General features: G+C 71.7%; 20 protein-coding genes. 8 read left to right on the top strand and 12 right to left on the bottom strand.

Annotated features, from left to right (window positions below):
• Positions 1-12: 12 nt before the first annotated feature.
• Both SANBI_RS17550 and SANBI_RS17545 read left to right on the top strand, forming a co-directional pair.
• Complete coding sequence (locus tag SANBI_RS17550) at positions 13-225, top strand: hypothetical protein (protein ID WP_319161383.1); 213 nt, start codon at positions 13-15, stop codon at positions 223-225.
• A gap of 17 nt (positions 226-242) precedes the next feature.
• A complete protein-coding gene (locus tag SANBI_RS17545) occupies positions 243-815 on the top strand; it encodes an HNH endonuclease signature motif containing protein (RefSeq protein ID WP_319161358.1) in 573 nt (190 codons plus the stop codon).
• Between the two features lie 78 nt (positions 816-893).
• Here the strand turns inward: SANBI_RS17545 and SANBI_RS17540 are convergent, their stop codons facing one another.
• Positions 894-1,286, bottom strand: a complete 393-nt coding sequence (locus SANBI_RS17540; RefSeq protein ID WP_319157350.1) for a phage holin family protein — start codon at positions 1,284-1,286, stop codon at positions 894-896.
• A gap of 247 nt (positions 1,287-1,533) precedes the next feature.
• On the opposite strand from SANBI_RS17540, the gene hisC reads away from it, so the two are divergent.
• Both hisC and SANBI_RS17530 read left to right on the top strand, forming a co-directional pair.
• Positions 1,534-2,637: a histidinol-phosphate transaminase gene (hisC, locus tag SANBI_RS17535; protein WP_319157348.1), complete on the top strand. Its 1,104-nt coding sequence runs from the start codon at positions 1,534-1,536 to the stop codon at positions 2,635-2,637.
• Between the two features lie 294 nt (positions 2,638-2,931).
• Entirely contained in the window at positions 2,932-3,825 is an 894-nt protein-coding gene (locus SANBI_RS17530) for a DeoR/GlpR family DNA-binding transcription regulator (RefSeq protein ID WP_319157346.1), read from the top strand.
• A gap of 126 nt (positions 3,826-3,951) precedes the next feature.
• Here SANBI_RS17530 and SANBI_RS17525 read toward each other — a convergent pair whose 3' ends face one another.
• The 6 genes from SANBI_RS17525 to SANBI_RS17500 form a co-directional block, all read right to left on the bottom strand.
• Positions 3,952-4,896, bottom strand: coding sequence for a LacI family DNA-binding transcriptional regulator (locus SANBI_RS17525; protein WP_319157344.1), 945 nt, complete (start codon positions 4,894-4,896; stop codon positions 3,952-3,954).
• Positions 4,897-4,908: 12 nt separating this feature from the next.
• Positions 4,909-7,629: an FAD-dependent oxidoreductase gene (locus tag SANBI_RS17520; RefSeq protein ID WP_319157342.1), complete on the bottom strand. Its 2,721-nt coding sequence runs from the start codon at positions 7,627-7,629 to the stop codon at positions 4,909-4,911.
• A 124-nt stretch (positions 7,630-7,753) separates the two neighbouring features.
• Positions 7,754-9,097, bottom strand: coding sequence for a sugar ABC transporter substrate-binding protein (locus tag SANBI_RS17515; protein WP_319157340.1), 1,344 nt, complete (start codon positions 9,095-9,097; stop codon positions 7,754-7,756).
• Between the two features lie 181 nt (positions 9,098-9,278).
• Positions 9,279-10,205, bottom strand: a complete 927-nt coding sequence (locus SANBI_RS17510; RefSeq protein ID WP_319157338.1) for a carbohydrate ABC transporter permease — start codon at positions 10,203-10,205, stop codon at positions 9,279-9,281.
• Entirely contained in the window at positions 10,202-11,134 is a 933-nt protein-coding gene (locus SANBI_RS17505) for a carbohydrate ABC transporter permease (RefSeq protein WP_319157336.1), read from the bottom strand. The genes SANBI_RS17510 and SANBI_RS17505 overlap by 4 nt, the downstream gene beginning before the upstream one ends.
• A 171-nt stretch (positions 11,135-11,305) precedes the next feature.
• Positions 11,306-11,782 carry an ASCH domain-containing protein gene (locus SANBI_RS17500; RefSeq protein WP_319161356.1) on the bottom strand — a complete coding sequence of 159 codons (477 nt, stop codon included), beginning with the start codon at positions 11,780-11,782 and terminating at the stop codon, positions 11,306-11,308.
• A gap of 405 nt (positions 11,783-12,187) precedes the next feature.
• Here SANBI_RS17500 and SANBI_RS17495 point away from each other — a divergent pair, with 405 nt between their 5' ends.
• On the top strand, positions 12,188-12,784 hold the full coding sequence (locus SANBI_RS17495; RefSeq protein WP_319157334.1) for a hypothetical protein: 597 nt from the start codon (positions 12,188-12,190) through the stop codon (positions 12,782-12,784).
• 92 nt (positions 12,785-12,876) lie between these two features.
• On the opposite strand, the gene SANBI_RS17490 is transcribed toward SANBI_RS17495, so the two are convergent.
• Genes SANBI_RS17490 through SANBI_RS17480 form a run of 3 tightly spaced genes read right to left on the bottom strand, consistent with a single transcriptional unit; the run spans position 12,877 to position 16,078 of the window.
• Complete coding sequence (locus SANBI_RS17490; protein ID WP_319157332.1) at positions 12,877-13,809, bottom strand: DUF4097 family beta strand repeat-containing protein; 933 nt, start codon at positions 13,807-13,809, stop codon at positions 12,877-12,879.
• The gene (locus tag SANBI_RS17485; RefSeq protein ID WP_319157330.1) at positions 13,806-14,480 is read right to left on the bottom strand and encodes a response regulator transcription factor; all 675 of its coding nucleotides are present in this window, start codon (positions 14,478-14,480) and stop codon (positions 13,806-13,808) included. The genes SANBI_RS17490 and SANBI_RS17485 overlap by 4 nt, the downstream gene beginning before the upstream one ends.
• The gene (locus tag SANBI_RS17480; protein WP_319157328.1) at positions 14,468-16,078 is read right to left on the bottom strand and encodes a sensor histidine kinase; all 1,611 of its coding nucleotides are present in this window, start codon (positions 16,076-16,078) and stop codon (positions 14,468-14,470) included. Before SANBI_RS17480 ends, SANBI_RS17485 begins: the two co-directional genes overlap by 13 nt.
• Before the next feature lie 383 nt (positions 16,079-16,461).
• On the opposite strand from SANBI_RS17480, the gene pdhA reads away from it, so the two are divergent.
• From pdhA to SANBI_RS17465, 3 genes are all read left to right on the top strand, one after another.
• Positions 16,462-17,607, top strand: coding sequence for a pyruvate dehydrogenase (acetyl-transferring) E1 component subunit alpha (gene pdhA, locus SANBI_RS17475; protein WP_179914555.1), 1,146 nt, complete (start codon positions 16,462-16,464; stop codon positions 17,605-17,607).
• A complete protein-coding gene (locus tag SANBI_RS17470; RefSeq protein WP_319157327.1) occupies positions 17,604-18,818 on the top strand; it encodes an alpha-ketoacid dehydrogenase subunit beta in 1,215 nt (404 codons plus the stop codon). The genes pdhA and SANBI_RS17470 overlap by 4 nt, the downstream gene beginning before the upstream one ends.
• Before the next feature lie 125 nt (positions 18,819-18,943).
• Positions 18,944-20,479: a dihydrolipoamide acetyltransferase family protein gene (locus SANBI_RS17465; RefSeq protein ID WP_319157324.1), complete on the top strand. Its 1,536-nt coding sequence runs from the start codon at positions 18,944-18,946 to the stop codon at positions 20,477-20,479.
• A 258-nt stretch (positions 20,480-20,737) separates the two neighbouring features.
• Here SANBI_RS17465 and SANBI_RS17460 read toward each other — a convergent pair whose 3' ends face one another.
• Together SANBI_RS17460 and SANBI_RS17455 are read right to left on the bottom strand one after the other, a co-directional pair.
• Positions 20,738-22,480, bottom strand: a complete 1,743-nt coding sequence (locus SANBI_RS17460) for a hypothetical protein (protein ID WP_319157322.1) — start codon at positions 22,478-22,480, stop codon at positions 20,738-20,740.
• Positions 22,481-22,568: 88 nt separating this feature from the next.
• Positions 22,569-24,071, bottom strand: a complete 1,503-nt coding sequence (locus SANBI_RS17455; protein ID WP_319157320.1) for a hypothetical protein — start codon at positions 24,069-24,071, stop codon at positions 22,569-22,571.
• Positions 24,072-24,133: the final 62 nt, after the last annotated feature.

Below are 24,133 nucleotides of genomic sequence, written 5' to 3'. Positions count from 1 at the left end.
GCACGATCGCTGGTGCTGGTGCTGGTGCTGGTGCTGGTGCTGGTGCTGGTGCTGGTGCTGGTGCTGGTGCTGGTGCTGGTGCTGGTGCTGGTGCTGGTGCTGGTGTGGATGCGGGCGCTGGTGCAGGCGCGGCTGCCGACGATCCCGCGGACCTGCACGCCCGCACTAAAGGGCCCCGGCCCCGGCCCGAGGGACCGTCTCTGCGTGGGATCCGCGCGACCGTAGCGGTCACCGTCCCCGTCATGACACTTCTGGGCGTCTCGGAGGAGGACGGTCACCTCGCGGGCTACGGGCCGATCGATGCAGAGACTGCCCGGGACCTGGCAGCGCGAGCGCCCTCATTCAGACGGCTGCTCACCCACCCGGAGAGCGGGGTGGTCCTCTCCGTCGGACGAGAGAGCTACAGAGTCCCCTCGGACCTCAGGGCTTGGCTCCGGATTCGAGACGAGACCTGTCGCTTCCCGGGGTGCAACCGGCGGTCCGAAGGCTGCGATGTCGACCATATCGCCCCGTGGCAGACGGGTGGCGAGACCGATCACCGGAACCTCATCCATCTCTGCCGGCATCATCATCGGATCAAGCACGAGACTGCGTGGTCTGTCTCGGCGAGCGACTCGGGTTCGGCGGACCCCTTCGCGAGCCCTGACGACGTCATCTGGACGTCACCATCGGGACGTACCTACGTCGACCACCCGGCGATCCCGCGACCGGCTCGTCTCTCTGTCGAGCCGCGCCCGCAGCTCGACTTGGGCGCAGGATCGGGCCCGGCCGAGGGGGGACCCGAGCCCAGCTTCCCAGACCTGCCCCCGTTCTGACGGAAGGAGCGAGTTCTGACAGACGGACCCGGTACGGGCGAGGTGCACCTCGCCCGTACCGGTGCCGACCGCTCACATTTAGCGGCGCGACTCGTCCTTCGTCGGCACGACGACGGAGATGATCATCGAGAAGAGGGAGATGAGGAACGCGGCCAGCACGGCCCACCAGAAGCCGTCGACGCGCAGGCCCCAGTCGGCCTGGTCGGTGATCCATCCCGTGAGCAGCACCATGAGTGCGTTCACGACGAGTGTGAAGAGGCCCAGCGTGAGGATGTACAGCGGGAAGGTGAAGAGCTGCACGATGGGCTTGATGATCGCGTTGATGACTCCGAAGATCAGCGCGACGACGAGGAACACGACCACCCGGCCGCCAGTTCCCTCACCCCCGACGATCTCGAAGTGGGACCCCATGAGCAGGGTCGTCAGCCAGATCGCGACAGCGTTGACGAGGACTCTCACTAAGAAGCTCATGTCCAGATCCTCCCACCAACGGCACGTATCGCGCAGGACGAGTGGTGCGAGCTCGGCGCGAACCTAGGGTCAGGGGTGAGCGAAGGCGCGATGCCAGCACCAGCGTTGACCCCGGACCCCGGACCCCGGACCCCGGACCCCGGACCCCGGCGCCCAGCCGCAGACACAGCCGCAGACGCAGACACAGACGCAGACACAGACCGCGGTGCTAGTCCTGCGGACACCCGGGAGGTGCGAGACTGATCGCGTGACTCGACGTGTCCCTCTCCGCCCTGCCGTCTCCGCCCTCCCCGCCTACGTCCCGGGCGCTCGCGTCCCGGTCGGCGCAGCAGCATTCAAGCTCTCGTCCAACGAGAACCCGTACCCGCCGCTCGCCTCGGTCCAGGCCGCGATCATCGACGCGGCGTCGGACGTCAACCGGTACCCGGACATGTTCGCCACAGAGCTGACCGAGGCCCTCGCGCAGCACCTCACCGCGGACCTCACGCCCCAGGCGCTCGAGGACAACGGTGCGGTCTCGGCCGAGCAGGTCGTCGTGGGGAACGGCTCGGTCGCCGTGCTCGCGCACATCCTCGAGGCTGTCGTCGACGCCGGTGACGAGGTCGTCTACCCGTGGCGGTCCTTCGAGGCGTACCCGATCGTCGTCAGCGTCGCGGGCGGCACCGGGGTCCCCGTGCCGCTCGCCCCCCACGGACGTCTGGACCTCCGGGCCATGGCAGCAGCCGTGACGGACAAGACCCGCGTGGTCCTCGTCTGCACGCCGAACAACCCGACGGGCGCGGCCCTCACCCAGACCGAGCTCCTCGACTTCCTCCGGACAGTCCCCACAGACGTCCTCGTGGTCGTCGACGAGGCCTATCTCGAGTTCGTGCGCTCGGACGACCCGGTCGACGGCACGGCGGCGCTCGCGGCCCACCCCAACGTCGTCGTCCTGCGGACCTTCTCCAAGGCCTACGGCCTCGCGGGCCTCCGGGTCGGCTACGCGGTCGCCCGAGCGCGTCTGGCGACAGGCATCCGCTCTGCGTCGACGCCCTTCGGCGTCTCGCACCTCGCCCAGCGAGCCGCCCTCGCGTCGCTCGAGGCGAAGGACGAGCTCCTCGCCCGTGTCGACACCATCGTGACGGAGCGCACCCGGTTCGTTGACGGGCTCCGCGACCAGGGTTGGGACCTCCCGGAGTCGCAGGCGAACTTCGTCTGGATGGAGCTCGGGCAGCGCACCGCCGAGCGCGCTGCCGAGGCTGCCGCGGCCGGTGTCATCGTCCGACCCTTCGCAGGCGAGGGCATCCGTGTGTCCGTCGGCGAGCACGAGGCGACCGACATCTTCTTGCGGGTGGCAGCCGGCTGGCGCTGAGGCCGTGCCGGGTGCTGAGGCGTCAGGTGCTGAGGTCTGTCGGGTGCTGAGGTGGCGTCGGGCACCGAGGTCTGTGAAGCACTGAGGGCTGTCAGGTACCGAGGTCTGAGGAGCGATGAGGTCTGTCAGGCACTGGGTGCGTGTCAAGGACAGGCGTCATGGCGGGCACCGGGGTCGTGCCGGGCACCAGGTGGTGGCGACGTCGCCCCAGGCCGGCCCGTGCCAGACTGATCCCTCGACGACCTCGACGCGGTGGACGGTCCCCGCGCACGACTGGGTGACGGTGATGCTGGCGTGCTCGTGAACGACCGCAGGGCACGTGTCCTCGACGAGGTGACCCGCCGCGGCTCGGTGACGGTCGCCGAGCTGGCCAGCATCCTCGGAGTCTCGGGCATGACGGTGCGTCGCGACCTCGACGTGCTCGCCCGCCAGGGTGTGCTCGACAAGGTCCACGGCGGAGCCACAGCCCCCCGGGGCTCGACGGGGCTCGGCACGTACGACCCGAGCGGCCTGGGGTCGCGCCACGACCCTGGACTGCGTCGTGACCTGGGCCTGCACCGCGAACAGGGGCCGCGCCGTGACCCGGCAGCCGCGACCCGCCAGGCCGCGCAGGACGCCGCCGAGGCCGATGTGGCGGGACTCGTCGCGACGCTCGTCGAACCGGGGATGGCTGTCGGCCTCTCCTCGGGTTCTGCCACGCTCGCGGTCGCCCGCGCCCTCGTCGGGGTGCCGGACCTCACCATCGTCACCAACTCGCTGCGCATCGCCGACCTGCTCCAGCGGGTCTCGGCCGCCGACGACTCGGCGGCCCAGTCGGTCGTGCTCACGGGTGGTGTCCGGACCCCGGCCGACGCGCTCGTCGGGCCCGTCGCCGTCCGGTCGCTCGGGCACCTGCACTGCGACGTCGTGATGATCGGGGTCCACGGGATCGACCAGCACGCCGGCTTCACCACGAAGAACCTCCTCGAGGCCGAGACGAACCGCGCCTTCATCAGCGCGGGGAGCTCGGTCACCGTCGTCGCCGACCACACGCGGTGGGGCCGGGTGGGCCTCACGACTGTCGTCGACCTCGACGCCGTCGACAGGGTCGTCGTGGACGACGGTCTCGAGGACGAGCACGCGGAGGTCCTGCGGCCGCTCGTCAACGAGCTGTGGGTCGCATCGTCGGCTGCGCCTGCGCACACCTGAGCGGGCTGCACATACCTGAGCGGGCTGCACATACCTGACCGAGCAACGCACACCCGGCTGAGGCCCGCTCAGCGACGCCGACGTCTCGGCAGTGCGACCTCAGCCGCGTCTCCGCCCCCGCCGCCTCTACCGCGCCGTGCTCTCCCGGGCCCGGAGGGTGAATCCGACGACCACCTGCTCGACCGGCACGTCGGCGGCGGGCGGCGCGGCGATCTGACGCTCGAGCAGCATGAGCGCCGAGTCGACGATCGCCGACTTGTCAGGTGCCACGGAGCTGAGCGACGGGGTCGCGAACTCGGCGCCGCTCACGTCGTCGATGCCGATGACGGCGACGTCCTCGGGCACGCGCAACCCCCGGACGTGCAGCTCCCGCATGACCCCGAAGGCCACGGAGTCGTTCGAGCACAGCACACCGTCGGGCGGCTCGTGAGCGTCCAGCAGCGTGCGCATCGCCCGCTGGCCCTCGTGCGAGGTGAAGGCGCCGACAGGTCCGACCAGGTCCGAGTCGACCTCCCACCCCTGGGCCTGGACGGCGTCCCGGAAGCCCGCGACCCGCCTGTCGGCAGCGTCGGACGGGGTCGTGTGCCGTGGCCCCACGACGGCCAGGCGGCGGCACCCCCGCTCGACGAGGTGCAGGGTGGCCGCCATCGCCGCCGCCCGGTTGTCGATGGTCACGTGCGAGAACGGGCTCGACACGATGTGCTCCCCGAGCAGCACGAGAGGCCCGGGCGAGGTCCGACGCGTGAGGTCCGCGACCGTCAGAGACCGCGGGATGTGGATGAGCCCGTCCGTCGGGGGCAGCCCGACCCCGTTCGCGACGGTCACCTCACGCTCGTGCACCCCGGCGGTCTGCTGGATGAGGATCGACAGGCCGCGCGCCTCGGCCCGGCGCACCAGCAGACCCGTGAGCTCGGCGAAGTAGGGCTCTTCGAGGTCCGGCACGGCGAGAGCGACGAGACCGGTCCTGTCGCGCCGGGCCAGCGCCGCACCACGCGACGGCGTCGTCGCCTCGTCCTCCTGCACCCTGCCGCCCCTCGTCTGAGCCTTCGTGTCGCGCGTCTGGTAGGTCACGGTACCTCCAGCTCAGGCCTGGGCCCTGAGCGCGACGACACGCGCCTGGGGCGTCCCGTTCGTGGCTGTCACGACCACCCGTGCCGCGCGCAGCCGCGTCGGGGCTTGGAGCCTGTGCACCCGGCGTCGCCAGCGGTTGTCCGACTCGTCGGCGATCACGGTCCAGGTCTCGTCTGCGAGGTCCGCCGATGGCTCTGTCGCAGGCGCCCCGCTGGGCGCAACAGCAGGTACCTGTGCCTCGTCCCGGTCGTCAGCCTGCCCGCCCGGCGCGTCGGCCGTCAGTACCTCGACGCGGTAGTCGCGGACCAGCTCGGGGATGGTCTCGTGCGGGGACCTGTGGTGGTGCAGGGTGTTGAGCTCGAGGTCGACGTCGTCGTCCAGGACGAGCACGAGCTCGCTGACCTCGACGGGCTCGTCCCAGTCGAGACGCAGCCACTCGGGGGTCCCGGGGGACATCGGCACCGAGGCCCACATGCTGGGTCCCCCGTAGGGCCTGTTGCCGCCCGAGGTCGCCCGCTCCGGCGCGAGCGCCTCGGACTCGGGGTGGGCGACGAAGCACACCGAGCGTCCGCGCAGCGGCCGGGTGGGCCACTGCACGAGGAGCTCCGACTGGCTCACCTCGACGTTCTGGTCGTCCGAGGCGGCACCGTGGACCAGGGTGAGAACGCCGGGTGGCAACGGTTCGGTCAGGTGCACGGTGATCGACGGGTCGGCGCGCAGCACGACGATCGCGGTCTCGGGGGAGTCGGGCTGGTAGTCGAGCTGCGCGCGGACCCAGCGTGCCTCACCGGGGAGGATCTCGACGCTGGTCGTCACCTCGAGCCGGGACGGGACCACGTTCTGCGGCTTGCCTGTCGACCACACCTCGACGACCAGCGGGGAGGGGGCTGTGCGGTCGGCGGAGGCTGGGTCGTCGAGAGAGGCTGCGCGGTCCCGTGAGGCTGCGTCGTCTCGTGAGGCTGCGTGGTCCCGTGAGGCTGTGTCGTCGGGAGACGCCGTGCCGTCACGCGTGACCGCGCTGTCGACCGGGTCCGCACCGGCGACAGCATGTGCGCCCCCGACAGCGTCCCCACCGCCCGCAGGTTCGAGCGCAGCCCGCGACACCAGCAGGTCGATGCTGTCGAGCCGGGGGTGCACGGGCAGGACGATCCCGAGGTCGTCGACCAGCGGGTGCGGTGTCGCCCGGTTCTCGGCGACGAGGTCGGTGCGTGGGGCTGGGGCTGCGCCAGGTCGGGAGACGGCGAGCTGGTTCGCGCCAGGTCCAGTGCGGTGGTCTGCGCCGGATCCCGACCCCTCGGCCTGGTCCGGAGCGGGGTCTGCGGCTCCGCCAGGCAGCCCGCCCCCGAACGACCGCCCCGGCCCGGTGCCGATCGACGACAGGGTGCTCGACGCTGTGACGCGCGCCGAGCGCGCGTGGTCGTCCGGGTCGTCGTTGACGGCTCCGATGATCGGCGCGTCGTCGCGCAGCAGCGCGCGGCGCAGCTCGGCGAGGTGGTGGGTCCCCAGCTCGCGCGGGGTCACCGCGTGCTCGACGCACAGCGCTGCTGCTGTCCCGGCTGCCTGGCCGAGGGCTGCGCAGGTCGCCATGACACGGCTCGCCCCGAAGGCGATGTGCGTGGCCGAGATGTTGCGCCCGGCCACCAGCAGGTTCGAGGTGCTCGCCGGGTAGAGGCACCTGTACGGGATCTCGAAGACGCCGTCGGAGAACCTCTGGACCGCCCCGGAACCCTCGTGGTACATCCCCGCCGCGGGGTGCAGGTCGATCGACCACCCGCCGAAGGCCACGGTGTCCGGGAACGTCGTCTGCTCGACGATGTCGTTCTGCGTCAGCGTGTAGTCGCCGACGAACCTCCTGTACTCGCGCTTGCCCGGGACGTTCCCCACCCACTCGAGGGTCAGGGTGTCGGCGTCGAACTCCCCGGAGTTCTTGATGTAGTCCCAGATGCCCAGGATCACCGAGCGCAGCTCGTCGCGGATCGTCTCGTTGTCGTGCACGGTATCGAGCTCCCCGCCCCACTCGACCCACCAGTAGTGCGCGCCGGAGTCCCCGCTGCGGATCACCCGCGACGTCGGGATCGGGGTGTCACGGATGTCCTTGGCCGACTCCGGTGCCACGTACTTCACAGGGAAGCCGAGGTCCTTGGTGTAGAACAGCAGCGTCGAGCCGAGGAACTCCTCGACGGGCTCGTCAGGAGCCCACTCCTCGTCGAACTCCGACCGCGCCTCCTTGCCGAGCCTGTACCGCGCCCCGGCGAGGTGCCCGACCAGCCCGTCGCCCGTGCAGTCGAGGAAGACGGGCGCGCGGAAGGTCGTGAGGATCTCCGACCCCATGGTCCAGCCCGTCACCGTCTCGACCCGGCGCGCGTCCTCGGGCCCGGAGGCCACGACGTCGCGGACGTCGGTGTTGAGGAACAGCCGGATGTTCTTCTCCCGGCGGACGGTGTCGAGCACCACGTCGTCCCAGTAGACCGGGTTCCCCTCAGGGTTGCGGAACTGGTTCTCGACGTACATCTCGCCGATGATCCCGGTCTCGCGCGCCCACCGCTGGTTGCCGTGGGCTGTCGCGCCGCACACCCACACCCGGACCTCGGACGAGGAGTTCCCCCCGAGGACCGGGCGGTTGTTGATCAGGACGACGTCGACCCCCCGGCGTGCAGCCGCGACGGCGGCGCAGACCCCGGCGAGGCCACCTCCGACGACGACGACATCGGCTTCGACGACTTGCTTGAGCATGAGGATCCTTCGTAGGTGCTTCGTGGTGCGGGAGATGACGGGTGGGAGGGGGCGGCCTGCGGGAGGGCGGGGCCCGCTGAGGTCTGGAGCGCGAGGCCAGCTCCGCCAGGGCCGCGAGACCGGCTCAGCCCAGGAGGGCCTGGGCCTGCTCGCCGGCCTCGCGCATGGCTGTCGCGGCGTCGCTCGACCCGACGAGGACGGCCTGGACCTTCTCGGCGATGACGGCCTCGACCTGCGCGTACTGCGGGAAGGCCCAGAACGGGTTCGTGGTCGCGGTGGCGGTGATCTTGTCGCCGAAGTCCTTGGTGAAGGTGTCGTTCGTGACGACCTCGGAGGTGAGCGCCGCCTCGGTGGTGGGTGGCAGGCCGAGCTTGTCGAAGAACCCTGTGGTCGCCGTGGTGTCGGAGGTGATCCACTGCGCGAACTCGGCTGCGGTGCCCGCGCCGGGACCGTCGACGACGACCACGGCGTGCCCCCACACGAAGGCGCGCGGGTCGTCGCCCGCCGCGAGGACGGGCCGGGACGCGGGTGCGAGCTTGCTCTCGAAGTCGGGGTCGGGGGAGTCTGCGACGACGGCCCCGCGCCCGACGATCGCGTCGTCGTAGATCGCGGCCTTGCCCTGGCTGAAGAGGGCACGGGCGTCGAAGCGGTCGACGTCCGGGGCGATGAGCCCCTGGTCGTAGAGCTTCTTGTACCAGGTGACGGCCTCGACGCTCGCGTCGTCGCCGATGGTCACGGTCCCGTCCTCGACGAGCGGGCTGCCGAAGGTCTGCATCCAGATGAGGATGTCCTTGAGCTGGGCGACCTTGGTCGACGCCGCGTACGGGATCACGCCGCCGCCGATCCCCTTGAGCTCGAGGAGCGCCGCCTCGAAGTCCTCGATGCCAGACGGGACCTCGCTGATGCCGACCTTCTCGAGCAGCTCGGTGTTGGTCACGAGGCCGATCGCCCCGATCGTCCACGGCAGGCCGTACTGCGCGCCCTCGTACCGGCTCGCGGCGAGCGCGGCGTCGGTGTACCCGCGGCCCTCGGCGAGGCCGGAGAGGTCTTGCAGCTTGCCGAGCGCCGCGAGCGAGCCGAGCCACGCGACGTCGACCTGCGCTGCGCCGGAGAACTGACCGCCGCGGGTCTGCAGGGTCAGCTGGTTGAGGTACTCGTTGTACGGGTAGGACACGGGGGAGATCGTGACGCCCTTGTCGGCGCCGAAGGTCGACATGAGACCTTCGATGACAGGCTTCGGGTTCTCCTCGGACAGGGACCACGAGGAGAACGAGAAGTCCTCGGCGGCTCCGCCTGTCGTGGCGGCGGGGGCCGGGGACGTCCCGCTGGACGGGGCGCACGCGGCGAGGCTCCCGAGGGTCACGGCGCCGGCGCCGAGCCCCATCAGCCGGAGCATGCTGCGGCGGGTCAGCTGGTCGGTGCTGGGCAGGTGGGTGGCTCGGGGCAGGTGGGCGGGGCGGTTCGACATGGGTCCTCCTCGGTGAGGGTGTCGCGCGGGGGTGAGGGAGTCGTACGGAGACGGGGGTGTGCGGAGACGGGACTGTGTGGAGACAGAGCTGAGCGGAGTCGGGAGTCTCATGCAGCGAGAGCGAGAGCGAGAGCGGGGGCGGGTGCAGGGTGTGACGACCGGCCGTACGACCAGCGAGCCGTCAGCCCTTCACGGCGCCGGCGGTCAGACCGCCGACCAGGAACCTCTGCAGCGCGATGAAGGCGATCGACACGGGCAGCGAGACGACGAGCGACGCCGCCATGAGCTCGGGCCACGCCGTCGCTGCCTCGCCGACGAAGGTGTTGACCAGGCCGGGCGGCAGCGTCTGCTTGTCCGGTCCGGCGAGGGTCAGGGCGAAGATGAAGTCGTTCCAGCCCCGGACGAAGGCGAACAGGCCGGCCGCCACCAGACCGGGCGCCGCGAGCGGCAGGACGATCGAGTGGATGATCCGCAGCCGCGACGCCCCGTCGACGCGTGCCGCCTCGACGAGCTCGTCGGGGATGGTGTCGAAGAACCCCTTGAGCATCCAGACGCACAGGGGCAGCGTGAAGGTCGTGAAGGAGAGCACGAGCGCTGCGTAGGTGTTGAGCAGCCCGTAGGCGCTGAACACGCTGTAGAGCGTCACGAGCAGGAGGGCCTGCGGGAACATCTGCGAGGAGAGCACCAGGTACATGAGTGACCGGCGCCCGCGGTACCGGAACTTCGAGAACGAGTACCCCATGTACGCGGACACGACCACGCTGAGCAGGGCGGTGACGACCGAGACGATGATGCTGTTCTTGAGGTACCCGAAGAGGGCGGCGTTGTCGAAGATCGCGCGGTAGGCGTCGAGGGTGACGGCCGACGGGAAGAGCCGCGGCGGGTACGAGAACACCTCGGAGCGCGGGGTGAGGGAGGTCGCGAGCAACCAGTAGACCGGGAGCAGCGCGAAGCCGCCGAAGACGACGACGACGGCCCAGGCGCTGATGCGCACGCCGCGTCGCTCGGAGCGCAGCGACCCTGTCAGCCCGCGGCGGGAGGCCGGCGGTGCGGGGTCGCCGGTGACGACCGGGGCTTCGGCGGTGGTGGTCGGGGACACGGCGCTCATCGCTGCTCGCCCTTCTCGGAGAACCGGATGTAGACGACGACGAGCACGAGCAGGATGAGCATCCACAGCAGGCCGAGCGCACCGGCCCGGCCGAGGTCGTAGCCCTTGAAGGCCGTCTCGTAGACGGCTGTCGCGAAGGTCTGGGTCGAGCCTGCGGGGCCACCGCCTGTGAGCACGTAGATGATGTCGAAGTGCTGGAAGTTCCAGATGAACTCGAGCAGCAGGACCAGCCCGATGATCCCGGACATGTGCGGGACGGTGATCGAGAAGAACCGTCGGACCGTCCCGGCGCCGTCCATCTCGGCGGCCTCGTGGAGCTCGCCGGGGACGGTCTGGAGCCCTGCGAGGAGCATGACCATCATCCAGGGGAAGCTCTGCCAGGTCTTCGCGACGATCACGGCGCCCATGGCGGTCCCGGGCTGGGCGAGCCAGGCCTGCGGGGAGTCGATGACCCCGAGCCCTTCGAGGACGCCGTTCATCACGCCGTAGTTGGCGTTGAAGATCCACATCCACAGGAAGGACACGACGACCCCGGGGATGAGCCACGGGATGAGCATGAGCCCCCGCATGACCTTCGCCCCCGCGATGCGGGTGTTGAGCGCGAGGGCCAGCCCGAAGCCGATGACGAAGGGGACCACCGTGGTCCCGACCGTGAAGACCATCGTCTGGCCGAAGATCTGCCAGAAGTTGCCGTCGAGCACCGCCCGGATGTTGTCGAGACCGACGAACTCCCGGCCTGGCACCACGAGGCTCTGCTTGAAGAAGGCCGTGACGAGGGCGGAGACCAACGGGTAGACGACGACTGCGCCGAGGAGCGCGAGGCCTGGGAGCACCAGGAGGACGGCGAAGACGCCGTCGCTCAGGCGACGGGGCGCCGGTGGATTCTGTTTAACCGTGTTGCTTGCTGAGTTTATCTGTGAAGTTCGCATGCTCACGTCCGTGTGAGGGAGAGCCTCGACGATGAGGCTTCTGGCTTGACTCCTGGCCAGAGTGCCCGAACCGCGACGAGGACGTCAACCGCCTCGGGTCACGGTTGTGTAACGGGTGCTGGAGGCGTGAGCAATGCTGTTTAAGTGAACAGGATTGAGCGTGTCCGTGCCTCAGCTCGGACGCGTGCGCGCTGCCTCCGCGACCTCCGGCGGCCACACGACCGTGAAACGCTCGAGCACGATCTCCTGCTCGGGTGACCACACAGCACCTCGTGCGGCGCACCCGCGGACCCAGTACTTCTCGTGCTCGACCCGCCACGACTCGAGCGACCTGTCGTCCTCGCCCTCGTCGAAGGCGAAGGCTGCGTCCACCTGGTCGAAGGTCGCCAGGCGCAGCTCCGTGCTGCGCAGGACAGCGCGCGGCGCCCCGGTGCCGTCGCAGGCGATCCAGTGCGAGCCGACCCGAGGCAGGTCGTCGCCGCGCGCCGCGAACTCTTCGGTGAGCTCGGCCGTCGCGCGCTTGCGACCCGAGAGGACCAGCCCGAGCAGGGCGTCGGCCAGCGTCGCAGAGTCCCCGAAGCCCTCGACCGTGTACTCGGGGCACACGCTGACGGCCGACGGCACGGCGCGGGAGTAGTCCGCCCACATCCGCTCCGCGGCAGCGGTGTCTGCAGGGGCCGCGGGGGTGGGGGCAGAGGGGGCAGCGGGGTCGACTGCGGGGAGGTGGGAGGTCACGGTGGTTCCGTTCGTGGTCGTGGTCTGGGTCCGGGTCCGGGGGATGGGCGCGGGGCTGTGCTCGTGCGACTGCTCGCTCGTGCAACTGCTCGCTCGTGCGACTGCTCGCTCGTGCGACTGCTCGCTCGTGCGGGTAGCGGCTGCATCGTCCCAGCCCGACAGCCGGACGGCGACCTTTTTCCTCCTCCGACGAGTGAGTGGCCCTCTCCCTCGGGAGGGTGCTCAGCCCCTACACTCGCTTCCTACACCCACGTGTGCCGCACCGTCCCCCAGGGGCGGTGACCGCAGCCGGCAGCACGATCCTCAGGAGGACACCGCATGGACACGCAGACGGCAGAGATCTTCGCCCGCAGCTCCGACGGCGCCGCCGCAGCGCTCGGCGTCGGGCTCGTCGTCCTCCTCGTCGTCCTCTACGCCGGGCTCATCTTCGCCGTGTTCTACGTGTACTCGCGGATCGTGAAGAAGGCCGGCTACCCGTGGCCCTGGATCTTCATCATGCTCGTGCCCGTGGTCAACATCGTGATGATCTGCATGTTCGCCCTCAAGGAGTGGCCGATCGAGCGCGAGCTCGCCAGGACGCGTGCGGCGCTCGCGGTCGAGACCGGCAGCCCCTACCCGGACCCGTCGGTCTACGGCTTCACCGACTACCCGATCGACTACGCAGACACCCAGCGCTTCGCCGGCGCGATCCAGCCCGGCGGGTACCCCACGCAGGGCGGTTCGCCCTTCGGCACCCAGTACCCCGCGCCCGACGCGTCCCAGGGCTACAGCACGCCCGGTCAGCAGGGCTACGCGTCCCCGGGCCCGCAGTACGGTCTGCCCGACACCGGGTGGAAGGGGCAGAACGACGGTCTGTACGGCACGCCCGACCAGCCCGGCGACGGCAAGCAGAACCCCTGGGCCCCCAAGGGCTGACAGACGAGGTCGGTCTAGGGTGCAGGGCCGCCGCGAGCTGGTCTCCGATGCGGCCCTGCGTGCGGCTCGTGCCGGCTCTGCGCCTCCCGCGCCTACTCCGCGCCGAGGTACGACACGTCGCCGCTGCTCGAGCGGATCGTCACGGTCCGTGAGGCCGACGGGTCGGTCGGCGCGTCGACGGTCGACCGCCCGTCGCCAGTGCTGATCTCGAGGGCGACGGCCGTCCCGGTGCCGCGGACGACCACCTCGCCGTCGCCCGACGTGGCGACCACGTCACCCCGGACGCCGCCGACGCGGACAGCGCCCGACGACGTGGTCGCCGACGCGGATCCCGTCACCTCGCGCGCCTCGACGTCCCCGTCGCCCGACTCGGCCGTGGCGTCGCCCCTGACCCCGTCGACGACCACCCGGCCGCTGCTCGTCCGGGCCTCCACGGTGCCTCCGGCGTCGCGGACCGTCACGTCGCCGTCCCCGCTGCGCGCGACGACCCCCGTACCTGCTCCGTCCACCTCGACGCGGCCGCTGCTCGTCTGGGCTTCGACGCGCCCGCCAGCGCCGGCGACGAGCACGTCCCCGTCCCCGCTGTCGACGTGCAGGTCACCCTCGACGCCCTCGACGCGGACAGCACCGCTGCCTGTGCGGACGACGACCTCCGTGCCCGCAGGCACCTGGACGACCAGGTCGGCCTGGCAGACGCCGTTGCTCCACCACCGCGGGCAGGAGTGCTCGACCGCGAGCGTGCCGTCTGACTCGACGGCCTCGTAGCTGACGTCCTGGAACCCTGTCCGTGCACGACGCTCGACCTCGATGCTGTCCGAGCTGCCGACGGTGACCGTCACGTCGCCGTCGGCTGTGAGCTCGACCGTCGGGACGGCGTCCAGGCTCTGCGACGACACCGTCGTCGAGGACGACAACCAGTCGGCGGCCTGGTAGCCGCCCTGGGCGATCGCCACGACGGCGATCGCGCTGCCGACCCACAGGAGTGTCCGGCCGCGACGGCTCCGCGGTCCGCTGGGTGCGCTCATGATCCGTCTCCTCGGGTAGGTGCGTGCTCGAGCCAGCGCAGCACGGCGAGCACCCGGCGGTGGTCGTCGGCGTCGGGCGCGAGGTCGAGCTTGGTCAGGATGGAGGTGACGTGCTTCTCGACGGCGGCGGTCCCGACGACCAGCATCTCGGCGATCGCGCCGTTCGAGCGCCCCTCGGCCATGAGACCGAGGACCTCGCGCTCGCGCGCCGTGAGCCTGTCGACGCCTGTGCCGCGGGTCCGGGCGAGCAGCTGGGACACCACCTCGGGGTCGATCACCGTCCCACCCCCGGAGACCCTGTCGAGAGCGTCGAGGAAGTCGTCGACGTCGGCCACCCGGTCCTTGAGGACGTAGCCGAGCGCGCGGACGTCACCGGCGAAGAGCTCGGTCGCGTAGCGCTGCTCGACGTACTGCGACAGCACGAGGACCGGGAGGCCCGGGTGCAGGCTGCGTAGGTGCACGGCGGCCCGCAGACCCTCGTCCGTGTGCGTCGGGGGCATCCGCACGTCCGTGACCAGCACGTCGGGCAGCTCGTGGGGACCCAGGTGCGCGAAGGCGGCGACGAGCTCGTCGGCCGACCTGTAGCCGGTGACGGTGTGCCCCTCGGCCACGAGCAGACGGGTGAGGCCGTCGAGCAGGAGGACAGAGTCCTCGGTGATCACGATGCGCACGGTACCTCCACCATGATGCGGGTCCCGCGGCCCGCGGGGCTGTCGAGCCTGAACGTGCCGTCGAGGGCCTCGACGCGGCTGCGCAGCCCGTCGAGCCCGCCGCCCGGAGAGGCTGTCGCGCCGCCGCGACCGTCGTCGACGACCTCGAGACGCAGGACGTCTCGGGTGGTGCCTGCGGCGTCGGTGGGGTCTGCGGCACGGGTGGCACCAGTGGCACCAGTGGCACGGGTGGCACCAGTGGCGCCGATGGCACCGGGATCACCACCGTGCCCAGAGACCCGCGTGATCCCGGCGACCACGTGGACGCGGGTCGCCCCGGAGTGCCGGGCGGAGTTGGTGAGCGCCTCAGCCGTGACGAAGTACGCAGCCGCCTGCGCCCCCGGGCTCGCGGCCGACAGCGCAGCCGGGTCTGAGACCTCGACGGTCACCGGCACGGGGTGGCGTGCGGCGATCGCGGAGAGCGCGGCGTCGAGCCCACGGTCGGTGAGGACCGCCGGGTGGATGCCCCGGACGAGGTCGCGCAGCTCGGCCAGCGTCTCCTTGATCTCGCGGTGCGCGTGGTCGAGGGCTGCCGCCGCCGCGTCAGGGTCGGTCGCCGCAGCACGCTTCGCGGTCCCGAGCTCGACGCCGAGGGCGACGAGCCGCTGCTGCGCACCGTCGTGCAGGTCGCGCTCGATGCGCCGCCTGTCGTCGTCCGCCGCACCGACGGCACGGGTCCGGGTCGTCGCGAGGTGGTCCGCGCGCTGCTCGGCGCGCGCCGCGACCTCACGGGCCTGCTCGGCCTCGGCCTCGGCGCGCCGCACCTCGACCGACACCCTCGAGAGCCCGAGGAGCGCGCGGGCCAGCCGCACGTGCACGAGTGCCAGCGCCTGCGTCGCGACAGCCCAGACCCACGGCCCGACGACTCCGGCTGCGACGAGCGCGACCTGCGAGACGCTCGGGCCGTCGTCCCACGACAGGACCGGGGACAGCAGCAGCGCGAGCACAGCGCCCAGGCTCCACGCGACGACGACCTCGAGCGCGACCAGCAGCATGGCGACGGCGGCGTACGCGACGGCGCCCCACGCGACCCTGTCGGTCGTCGCGGCGACGAGGCCGCGCCACGACCTGAGCCGGGGACGGGTGCGCGCCGGGCCCGGGGTGATCAGCACGCCGAGCTGCGCGAGCAGCCGACCACGCTCGACCCGCGCGAAGCCTCGGGCAGCGGGGAGGACGACGAGCAAGACCAGCGCCCCGAGGCCGACGACGGGCAGCAGCCCGACGCCGAGCGCCGCGAGCACGGTCGAGAGGACGCCGGTGACGAGCAGCCAGGGGAACCCGATGCTCGCCTGGGCGACGGCGCGCCACGTCGCCGGGTCGACAGGGGCCCGCAGCAGGGCGGTGCCGCCCGAGAGCGCCGGGGCGACCGTCGACAGGTCCTGGAGCCTGCTCGTCTCGGGGGACGTCTCGAGGTCGAGCCTCGCGGCTGCCTCTGAGGCTGACGCCAAGGGGTCCGCCGTGGCTGTCGCCCAGGGATGTGCCGTGGCTGCCTCCGGGGGCGTCGCCGGGTGCGACCCGGGCGGGCCTTCCGATGCTGGGTGCTGCGCTGTGCTGGGCATGAGGCCAAGAGTAGAGACTGGGCGGGGTGCATCCTCAGCCTGTGGCCCCACCCTTCGGGAGTAGGGGTAGCCCACCTGTCGGAGCGGGCCGGCGGGCGGGGGGAGATGAGTGCGGGGTGCAGGGTCGGGCTGACCCCACCCTCGGTCCGGGGGACCTTCGGCTGCCGCCCGAGGTGCCCGGCTCGGTAGTGTCCGAAGCAGACAAGACCTGCTGCCGAGCGTTGTCCAGGCGGCACGAGACGAACCTACGCTTGCGTAAGTTACGCTGGCGTAGCCTACTGAGAGGTAGGGAGACGATGCCGGCTGGCTCGACGTCGTCCGACTCCGTGCGCAGGCCTCGCAGCCCGTGCACTGACCGTGGAGGAGAAGGCGTGACCGACCTGATGCAGCCGACAGAGGCTTCCCAGACCGACGAGGACGCACCCGTCCAGCTCGTCACCCCCGACGGCCGCCGCGTGGCCGACGACCGCAACGCGCCCTACAGGGCCCGTACCAGCCACCTCGGCCCCGAGGAGCTCCGCGGTCTCTACCGCGACATGGTCCTCGTCCGCCGTTTCGACACCGAGGCCACAGCCCTCCAGCGCCAGGGCGAGCTCGCGCTCTTCGCGCCGCTCCTCGGCCAGGAGGCCGCGCAGATCGGCTCTGGCCGCGCCCTCGCGCCGCAGGACGTCGCCTTCCCGTCGTACCGTGAGCACGGCGTCGCGCACACCCGCGGTCTCGACATGGCACAGATCCTCCGCCTGTTCCGTGGGGTCGACCACGGCGGCTGGGACTCCGAGGCCCACAACTTCCACCTCTACACCCTCGTCATCGGCTCGCACTCCCTCCACGCGACCGGCTACGCGATGGGTGTCCAGCGCGACGGGCTCGTCGGCACCGGGGACCCCGAGCGCGACACCGCCGTCATCACGTACTTCGGCGACGGCGCCACCTCGCAGGGCGACGTGAGCGAGGCCCTCGGCTTCGCAGCCGTGAACAACGCCCCCGTCGTGCTGTTCTGCCAGAACAACCAGTGGGCCATCTCTGTCCCGACCTCGACCCAGACCCGCGTCCCGCTGTACCGCCGCGGCGCCGGCTTCGGCGTCCCGAGCGTCCGCGTCGACGGCAACGACGTCCTCGCCTGCTACGCGGTGACCGCCGAGGCCCTCGAGCGTGCCCGCAGCGGCGGCGGACCGACCTTCATCGAGGCCGTCACCTACAGGATGGGTGCTCACACCACCTCCGACGACCCCACCCGCTACCGCACCCGCGCCGAAGAGGACTACTGGCGCGACCGCGACCCGATCGCCCGCCTGCACGCGCTCCTCGTCTCCGAGGGCGCCTGGGACGACGAGGCCGCTGCGGCCCTCGACGCCGAGTGCGAGGCCCTCGGCGAGCGGATCCGCGCGAGTGTCCGTGCGCTCGGCAAGCCCGCCGCCGCGTCCATGTTCGACCACGTCTACGCGACGGACCACCAGGTGGTCTCGCGCGAGAGCGCCTGGTTCGAGTCCTACGAGTCGTCCTTCACGGACCAGGGAGGCCACCGATGAGCACGCCGACCAGCACCAGCAGCACCAGCAGCATCGCCGGCCGCACCCAGGCTGCAGCGCCGATCCCCACCGACGTCCAGACGCTGCCCTTCGCCAAGGCGATCAACGCCGGTCTGCGCGCCGCCCTCGGCGGCGACGACAAGGTCCTGCTCATGGGTGAGGACATCGGCCCGCTCGGCGGAGTCTTCCGGGTGACCGACGGGCTCCAGGCCTCTTTTGGCGCGGACCGCGTCGTCGACACCCCGCTCGCCGAGTCCGGGATCCTCGGCACGGCGATCGGCCTCGCGCTGCGCGGCTACAGGCCGGTCTGCGAGATCCAGTTCGACGGCTTCATCTTCCCGGCCTTCGACCAGATCACGACGCAGCTCGCCAAGATGCACTACAGGTCGCGCGGGCGCCTCACGGTCCCCGTCGTCGTCCGGGTGCCCTACGGCGGCGGCATCGGCGCGGTCGAGCACCACTCGGAGAGCCCCGAGGTGCTGTTCGCGCACACCCCCGGGCTGCGCGTGGTCTCACCCGGGTCGCCCCAGGACGCCTACACGATGATCCAGGAGGCGATCGCCAGCCCCGACCCCGTGCTCTTCTTCGAGCCCAAGGGTCGCTACTGGGAGAAGGGTGCGGTCGACCTGTCGGCCGGACCCTACGGGCGACGCGCTGCGGAGCAGCAGGGCGCAGCTGACCAGCAGGGCGCGGACGCTGCGGATCAGGGCGCGACTGACGCGCAGAGCGCTGCCGACGAGCAGCCCGTGCGCGAGTCCATCACCGTGCGCGAGCCGATCACCGTGGCCGAGGCCAACGGCTTCGCGACCCTCAACACCGCCGTGGTCGCACGTCCCGGCACCGACCTCACCCTCGTCGCCTACGGGCCGACCGTCGCCACGGCCCTCAAGGTCGCCGAGGCCGCCGCGTCGGAGGGCACGAGCATCGAGGTGGTCGACCTGCGCTCCATCTCGCCCCTCGACACCGATACGGTGGTCGAGTCGGTGCGCAAGACTCACCGCTGCGTGGTCGTGCACGAGGCCCCCACCTTCCTCGGGACGGGTGCCGAGATCGCCGCGACAGTCACGGAGCGGTGCTTCTACGACCTCGAGGCGCCGGTGCTGCGGGTGGGCGGGTTCCACACGCCGTACCCCGTCGCGAAGATCGAGCACGAATACCTGCCGAGCCTCGACAGGGTGCTCGACGCCGTCGACCGCTCGCTCGCGTTCTGAGGCGCAGGCGAGGGTGGGGACACCCACCCGCGCCCCGCTCCAGACCGCACCCGTCTGCACCTGTCTGCGCCGCCCGCGCGACCTGCACGCCCGCCGTTTCTCGTCTGTACTGCCGGAGGACCTAGATGCCCACCTTTGAGCGCTTCACCATGCCGGACGCCGGCGAAGGCCTCACCGAGGCGGAGATCGTCGCGTGGCACGTCGCTGTCGGCGACCGTGTCACCGTGAACCAGACGATCGTGGAGATCGAGACGGCCAAGTCTCTCGTCGAGCTCCCCTCGCCCTTCGCTGGCGTGGTCTCCGAGATCCTCGCCGAGGTCGGGACCGTCGTCGAGGTCGGCGTGCCGATCATCGTCGTGGACACCGACCCCGACGGGGCCGCGCCGAGCGCGGGCTCGGGTGGCGAGGCTGGCGCTGAGGGTGCTGGGGCTGAGACCGGGCCTGGGTCGTCCGACGCGGCTGCGGCTGAGGCGAGCGAAGGTTCTGGTGCTGTGCTCGTCGGCTACGGCGTCGCGACGGGTGGGACGACGCGTCGTGCTCGACGTGCTGCGGAGCCGGCTGGAGCCGGCGCGCCTGGGCAGGGTGCGACCTCGTCTGCCTCGCAGGCTGCGCCGTCTGCACCCGCACCCGCTCCTGCTCCTGCCCGGCCCGCTGCTCCTGCGCAGCCCGCAGCTGCGCGCCCTGCCGTCGCGCCGCCGGCCTTCGCCGCGCAGTCTGTGGGGTCGGTCTCGCAGGTCGCGCCGCGCCCCGGGTCGCTCGCCGTCCGTGCGAAGCCGCCCGTGCGCAAGCTCGCCCGGGACCTCGGCCTCGACCTGTCGAGCGTCACCGCGACGGGCCCCGGCGGCATCGTCACCCGGGAAGACGTCCTCGCCTACAGCGCGCAGGCTCAGCCGCGCGCCCTCGCGACCTACGTCGACGACGACGCACCGTGGCTCGCCTCCGGGCAGGTGTCCTCCGACGGTCGCCAGACCCGGGTGCCGGTCAAGAGCGTCCGCAAGCGCACGGCCGAGGCCGTCGTCACGAGCGCTTTCACGGCGCCGCACGTCACCGTGTTCCACACCCTCGACGTCACCAAGACGATGCGTCTGCTCGACAGGCTCCGCAAGGACCGCGAGTTCACCGACGTGCGCGTCACGCCGTTGCTCATCACCGCGAAGGCGCTGCTGATCGCGATCAACCGGCACCCGGAGATCAACGCGAGCTGGGACGAGGACGCGCAGGAGATCGTCTACAAGCACTACGTGAACCTCGGGATCGCCGCGTCGACACCGCGCGGGCTGATCGTGCCGAACATCAAGGACGCGCACAGGCTCGGGCTCAAGTCGCTCGCGCAGGGGATCGCCGACCTCACCGCGACAGCGCGGGCTGGACGCACCAGCCCGTCCGACATGTCCGACGGGACCATCACGATCACCAACGTCGGGGTGTTCGGCATCGACACCGGCACCCCGATCCTCAACCCGGGCGAGGCCGCGATCCTCGCTTTCGGGGCGATCCGCGAGCAGCCGTGGGTGCACAAGGGCAAGATCAAGAAGCGCTACGTCACCCAGCTCGCGCTGAGCGTCGACCACCGCCTCGTCGACGGGGCCCTCGCGTCGAGGCTGCTGTCCGACGTCGCCGCTGTGCTGCAGGAGCCGGCGCAGGCGCTCGTCTGGGGTTGAGGGCGCAGGCCGAGCGGGCAGGGCTAGCGGGCAGGGCGGACCTGTAGGTCGAGCGGGCGCTGCCCAGCTGCGTGACTGCGTGACTGCAAGGCGGCGTGGTCTCGTGACACGCCGGAGGCCGGGATGGCGACGAGCCATCCCGGCTTCCGGCGTCGTGCGTCCTGAGGCGGCGAGCCTCAGGGTGCGCGGACCTCGTGGACCTCGTGGACCTCGTGGGTACGTGGGGTACGTGCGGGTCAGCGCAGTCGAGCTGGACGGTCAGACGGTGCGGCGCGCTGCGCGACGGAGGCCGAGGCCACCGGCGATCAGCAGAGCCACGAGGGCGAGCAGGCTGGGAGCCTGCGTGCCGGTGTGTGCCAGCTGGGTGGTCGGAGCGGACTCCGCCATCCACCGGGTCGAGCTGGCCGAGGTCCCGGCAGACCCGCGGTCGGCCGAGCCGGCCGTCGTCGCGTCGGTGGTCGTGGTGCTGACCCCCGCTGCGGTGGTCGTCAGACCACCTGCGCCACCACCGGAGGTGACGGGGTCGGTCGTCGTCCCGGGGACGACGGGCGTGACAGGGTCGGTCGGGTCGGTCGGGTCGATCGGGCCTGTGGGGTCGACGGGATCGGTCGGGTCGATCGGACCTGTGGGGTCGACCGGGTCAGTGGGGTCGACGGGGTCGGTCGGGTCCACGGGGGTCGTCGGGACCGTCGGGACGACGACGGTGCTCTCAGCATCGCCGATCACTCCCACTGCGACGCCCGAGAGGTCGACACCGAGCGAGATCGGGGCTGTGACTCCGAGGTCGTTCAGCACGCCGTCGAGGAGACCGCCGGTCGAGACGCCGCCCGGGGTGGTGGGTGTGGTCGTGCTGCTTCCGCCGGTGGTGGTGGTGCTGGTGGCGTCGCCGATCACGCCGAGGGCGAGTCCGGAGAGGTCGAGGTCGACGTCGATGGGTGCGACGGCGTCGGTTCCGTTGAGGATGCCGTCGGTGGGTCCGGCGTTGCCTGTGGTGGGGGTGGTGGGGGTGGTGGGTGTTGCCGGGGTGCCGGTGGTGGTTCCGCCGGTAGTGGTGCTGGTGGCGTCGCCGATCACGCCGAGGGCGAGTCCGGAGAGGTCGAGGTCGACGTCGACGGGTGCGACGGCGTCGGTTCCGTTGAGGATGCCGTCGGTGGGTCCGGCGGTGCCTGTGGCGGGGGTGGTGGGCGTTGCCGGGGTGCCGGTGGTGGTTCCGCCGGTGGTGGTGCTGGTGGCGTCGCCGATCACGCCGAGGGCGAGTCCGGAGAGGTCGAGGTCGACGTCGATGGGTGCGGTGACGTCGGTTCCGTTGAGGATTCCGTCGGTCTCGCTGGTGGCGGGAGCCTCAGGTGCGGGTGCGGGTGCGGGTGCGGGAGCTGGTGCCGGTGCCGGGGTCACGACTGTGGACTCGGCGTCTCCGATGCCGCCGATGGCGATGCCGGAGAGGTCGAGGTCTACGTCGATGGGTGCGGCGACGTCGGTTCCGTCGAGGACCCCGTCGGTCTCGCTGGTGGCGGGAGCCGCAGGTGCAGGTGCCGGTGCCGGTGCCGGCGCGGGCGCCGGGGTCACGACTGTCGACTCGGCGTCTCCGATGCCGCCGATGGCGATGCCGGAGAGGTCGACGTCCACGTCGATGGGTGCGGCGACGTCCGTCCCGTTGAGGATGCCGTCTGTCTCCGGTGCAGGTGCCGGTGCCGGGGCTGGCTCGGCGACCGGGGTCGCCTCGGCCGGTGCCTGGACGGGGAGCTCGGCCACGGGGCCGGTCTCGGCCGGCGGTGCCTGCGGGGGCGCCGCAGGTGCCGGCTGGACGACGGTGCTGGACGCATCGCCCAGGAGTCCGAGAGACAGCCCGGAGAGGTCGACGTCGACTGTCACCGGCGCGACCACCTCCGACCCGTTCCCGATGCCGTCGGTGTCTGCTGCGTGGGCTGCTGCTGTGCCTGCGAGCACCAGACCGCTGGCGAGCAGCGTGGTGCGCAGAGCGCGCTTGACGTACGTGTTCATGAGAGCTCGTTCCTGACGTGAGAGCGTGCGCGCAGACCGGTCGGTCTGCTGCGGGGCGTGGTCGACGACGAGGGTCGACGGGGCCCGCTCAGTCAGGTGCTACGGAGATGTCCTGCGCGACGTCCTGCCACGGGGCGACGTCGCCCGCGGTGAGGACCCACGCCGCGAGCAGCGGCATGGTCGGGTCGGTCGGGAGGATCGCGTCGGTCGCCCAGGGAGCCCGTGACGTCGAGGACGCCGAGCCGGGGGCCGACGGGGCTGCGGGGGCCGCGGGCTGGGTCGGGAGGATCGGCTCACCGAGGCGGGGTGCGGCGGGGGCTGATGCGGACCCGGAGGAGGAGCCGGCGGTGGGGGAGGGGAGCGCGGTCGGGTCGGAGCCCGCGACGCTGACGGCGGGGTCGGCGACGAAGGGAGAGCCGCTCACGCGGTGCTCGGAGAGCGTCCCTGTGCCGAGAGCAGGCGTAGCCGACGATCCTGCTGCGTCAGCCGCGTCTTCAGGACCTGCGGCGGCCGACGGGACCGTCGTGGACGTGGAGGAGTCAGAGCTCTCCGGGTCGGCGGCTGGGGGCGTGCCCGTGCCCGAGCCAGGCGGGGTCCCTGGGCTACCAGGCGGCGGCGGAAGCACGACAGGCGGGAGTGGGCCGACGACGTCGATCACCGGGTCGACGACCGGGGTCACGACGGGCGACAGCGCGTCGACGACGGGGACCAGGACGTCGGTCACGGGGGTCAGGACCGCCGCGACCGGCGCGACCACGTCGAGCACCGGTGTCAGCACCCCGAGGACAGGCGGCAGGACTGCCCCGACCACAGGGGAGACGACAGGCACGAGCGGGGCCAGGACGGGCGGGAGCACTGCGCCGACGCCGCCGGAGACGGGTGCCAGCACGTCGACCGCGGGGTCCAGCACGGGGAGGACGACGTCCTCGACCACCGGCGAGACAGCCTCGCCGACGGGCGTGAGGACGGTGTCCAGGACGGGATCGGTGCTGGTCAGCACCGCGTCCACGACTGTGGCGACGACGGGAGCCGTCGTGTCGACGACAGGTGCCGCGAGGTCCGTGACGGGCTCGACGACAGCGCCGACCACGGGAGCCACGCCCTGCGTCACCGTGGTGACCACGGCGTCGACCACCGGAGCGACGGGCTGCTCGACGGCGGGTGGGGCTGAGGGAGGTGGAGATGAAGGAGGCGGAGCTGCCGGAGGTGCCGCGACGGGCGGTGCCGGGGCGGCAGGGGGCGGCGGTGGTGGGGTCTGCGGCGCTGGAGCCGGCGCGGCCGGGGCCACGACACCCTGCACGACTCCCGTCACCACGTCGGTCACCGGTGCGGTGATGCCTCCGACGGCTCCGGCGAGCGCGTCTCCGAGATCGCCGACCCCGGCCCCGAGGTCCACGACTCCCTGCACGAGGAGGCCCTGGGCGGGGCCCGCAGAGGGAGTCGTCTCGTCGGCCTGGGCTGAGGAGGAGAGGGCGACGGCAAGACCACCGGCGACGGTCAGGGCCCCGAGGCTCGTGAGGCCGCGACCGAGCCAGCGTCTGGCGCCAGCACCCGGTGCGTGCGTGGCGCCCCGGGGTTCCGTGGCAGCCATGGTCGTCTCCAGCGATGAGTCCGGAGGGACGACTCTCCCCCCGGAGTGATCAGCCCACGCTA

The sequence above is a fragment of the Sanguibacter biliveldensis genome, assembly GCF_033798665.1.
Taxonomy (GTDB): Bacteria; Actinomycetota; Actinomycetes; order Actinomycetales; family Cellulomonadaceae; genus Sanguibacter; species Sanguibacter inulinus.
The sequence above is the reverse complement of the archived record's forward strand: the minus strand, read 5'-3'. Positions and strand labels throughout refer to the sequence as shown.

Coding starts and splice junctions, on each gene's coding strand:
- SANBI_RS17515 (WP_319157340.1), bottom strand. CDS start 9,097: ATGTCGAACCGCCCCGCCCACCTGCCCCGAGCCACCCACCTGCCCAGC.
- SANBI_RS17480 (WP_319157328.1), bottom strand. CDS start 16,078: ATGCCCAGCACAGCGCAGCACCCAGCATCGGAAGGCCCGCCCGGGTCG.
- SANBI_RS17540 (WP_319157350.1), bottom strand. CDS start 1,286: ATGAGCTTCTTAGTGAGAGTCCTCGTCAACGCTGTCGCGATCTGGCTG.
- SANBI_RS17455 (WP_319157320.1), bottom strand. CDS start 24,071: ATGGCTGCCACGGAACCCCGGGGCGCCACGCACGCACCGGGTGCTGGC.
- SANBI_RS17495 (WP_319157334.1), top strand. CDS start 12,188: ATGGACACGCAGACGGCAGAGATCTTCGCCCGCAGCTCCGACGGCGCC.
- SANBI_RS17490 (WP_319157332.1), bottom strand. CDS start 13,809: ATGAGCGCACCCAGCGGACCGCGGAGCCGTCGCGGCCGGACACTCCTG.
- SANBI_RS17505 (WP_319157336.1), bottom strand. CDS start 11,134: ATGCGAACTTCACAGATAAACTCAGCAAGCAACACGGTTAAACAGAAT.
- pdhA (WP_179914555.1), top strand. CDS start 16,462: ATGCAGCCGACAGAGGCTTCCCAGACCGACGAGGACGCACCCGTCCAG.
- SANBI_RS17465 (WP_319157324.1), top strand. CDS start 18,944: ATGCCCACCTTTGAGCGCTTCACCATGCCGGACGCCGGCGAAGGCCTC.
- SANBI_RS17470 (WP_319157327.1), top strand. CDS start 17,604: ATGAGCACGCCGACCAGCACCAGCAGCACCAGCAGCATCGCCGGCCGC.
- SANBI_RS17545 (WP_319161358.1), top strand. CDS start 243: ATGACACTTCTGGGCGTCTCGGAGGAGGACGGTCACCTCGCGGGCTAC.
- SANBI_RS17510 (WP_319157338.1), bottom strand. CDS start 10,205: ATGAGCGCCGTGTCCCCGACCACCACCGCCGAAGCCCCGGTCGTCACC.
- SANBI_RS17460 (WP_319157322.1), bottom strand. CDS start 22,480: ATGAACACGTACGTCAAGCGCGCTCTGCGCACCACGCTGCTCGCCAGC.
- SANBI_RS17520 (WP_319157342.1), bottom strand. CDS start 7,629: ATGCTCAAGCAAGTCGTCGAAGCCGATGTCGTCGTCGTCGGAGGTGGC.
- SANBI_RS17500 (WP_319161356.1), bottom strand. CDS start 11,782: ATGTGGGCGGACTACTCCCGCGCCGTGCCGTCGGCCGTCAGCGTGTGC.